Annotated in this window: 1 protein-coding gene; it reads right to left on the bottom strand. The window is 70.7% G+C overall.

The window, feature by feature from the left end; all coding sequences use genetic code 11:
* Positions 1-2,242, bottom strand: a 2,242-nt coding sequence (locus U9978_RS12270; protein ID WP_322761233.1) for an acyltransferase domain-containing protein, incomplete at both ends; no start/stop codon positions are given.

The raw sequence follows: 2,242 nt of genomic DNA, 5'->3' as shown, positions 1-2,242 counted from the left end.
GGTCGACGGCCGGGTCGACGGCCGGGTCGGACACCGCATCAGCGTTGGAACCTGGCCGGGTGACGATCCAGTCAACGATCCCGCGGACGGTCCTGACCTGCGCCAGCTCCTCGACCATCGCATCGGCGAGATCCTCGGCGACGGTCATGCCACCGCTGGCACCGGCAAAGGCGCCTCCCGCCAATCCGACGCGTGCTGTCAACGCCCCCAGGATCTCCATTCTCTTGATCGAATCAATACCCAGATCAGCCTCAAGATCCAAATCTGATTCCAGCATCTCCGGCGGATAACCCGTGGCCGCGCAGATCACATCCACGACCAGACCCAGGACCACAGGCGGATCCAGGACCACAGGCGGATCCGGCACGGACGCCGCCGGTTGCACCGACGCCATCGGGGCCACCCCGGGACCGCCCAGATCAGGGGGCCCCGGCTGGGCCGGTACCAGCGCATGGCGCCCTTGGACGGGGAGGATGGGCGCAGTCGGCACCCGGATCGGCTCCCGGGTGGACTCCGCGCCTTTCCGTTCTCCCGCCGCGGCTGAGGCACCGAGGTAGCCGAGCATGACATCGCGTTGCGCGGCGACCAGCTCCCGGGTGGCGCGCAGAAACTCAACCATGGTGGCGTCTATCGAGGCGTCCGCGGCGGTCACGTCCGCGGCGGTCACGTCCATGCCGGCCACGTCCATGCCGGCCACGTCCATGCCGATGTTGGTGGGCAAGTCCTGCGACGGGATGTTTCCTTCTCCCACCGGCATTTCTTCCACCGGAGGCGATCCCACCGCCCCGACCGCCCCGACCGCGGATCCCACCGACGGAGGCGCCAAGGGGTGGGGCACCGACCGGGACGCCTCGATCGCCGATGGGACGGGCCCGATGCCCCCCAGCCGGGTCAGCTCATCCGCGGGCCGCAGCCCGCCGGGCAGATGACGTCCATCGGAGGTCCGCACCAGGTGGCCGTCGACCAGCCACGCGGGTCGGCGTGGGCAGCTCGCGGCTGAGACCGGACGTATGTCCCGCCCGGCGAACAGCGGCGTCGTGTCCACCGCGACACCCGCGGCGGCAAGCTCAGCCAGCGCGAGCAGAAGCCGGCGGATCCCGGGTTCGCCGGCAACGTCCGTGGCGAGCGCCGTATGCGGGCGGCCGGTGAGGATCCGGCCGGTCAGCCCGGTGAGAACCCGGCCCGGCCCGACCTCAACGAAGATCCGTACACCGGCCGCGTACATCGCCTCGATCTGGTCGACGAATCGGACGGGCCGCGCGACCTGACCGGCGAGCGCCTGTCGTACCGCGTCGGGGTCCTGCTCGTACGGCTGGGCGGTGGCATTCGACCAGACCGGGACCGTCTGCTCGCCGACCGCAACCTTGTCCAGCTCCGCGCCGAACGTCTCGACCGCGCCTGCAACGACCGGGCTGTGGAACGCGCACGCCACCGGGATCCGCCGGGCCGTCAGCCCGGCGGCCTCAAGGCGTCCGACAGCAAGGTCGAGCGCGTCCGTCGGACCGGAGATCACGGTCTGGTCCGGTGCGTTGTGGTTGGCGATCACAACCTCGGCCAGCTCCGTCCCGCCAGCGGCCAGGACCTCCTGAACACGCCCGGCCGCGACGGACACCGCGGCCATCGCTCCCGGGTCGGCGGTCGGCGAGAAGGCGTCGGCCGCGCCAAGGATGGCATCCGCCCGCGCCGCACTGAGCAATAGAAGATCATCAATGTGGATGGCCCCTGCCGCGCACAGGGCGAGCAGTTCACCGTAGCTGTGGCCGCCGAGGTGATCAGGACGGATGCCGAGCCCGGTGAGGATCTCGTGCATGGCGAGCCCCGCCATCCCGAGAGTCGGCTGCGCCGTGCGCGTATCGGTGATCGCCGCCTGCTGAGCGGCGACATCCGCGCGATTGAAGGCGGCCGGCGGAAACATCGCCGCCGCCCACTTCTCGCCGCGTTCGAGTAGGTGACGCAGGCGTGGGAAGGCCACGAACAGATCCGCCAGCATCCCGGGCCGCTGGCTGCCCTGACCCGGGAAGAGAAAAGCGATCTTTCCGCCACGATCCGGACCGGAGCCGGTCGTCTCGGCCTCGGTACCCGCGTCGGCGTCGGCATTGACGCCGGTGCCGCTCCCGCTCTCGGTCGCGGCCTCGGCCTCGGCCTCGGCCTCGGCCGCAACGAAGATCCCCGCCTTCGGATCGTGCTCGAAAGCCCGTGCACGTCTCACCAGGTCGGGGAGGTCATCGAGGGTGGCCGCGAC

Origin of the sequence: Protofrankia sp. Cr2 (assembly GCF_963555885.1) — a bacterium.
Classification (GTDB): domain Bacteria; phylum Actinomycetota; class Actinomycetes; order Frankiales; family Frankiaceae; genus Protofrankia.
This window is presented reverse-complemented; position numbering and strand designations above follow the sequence as displayed.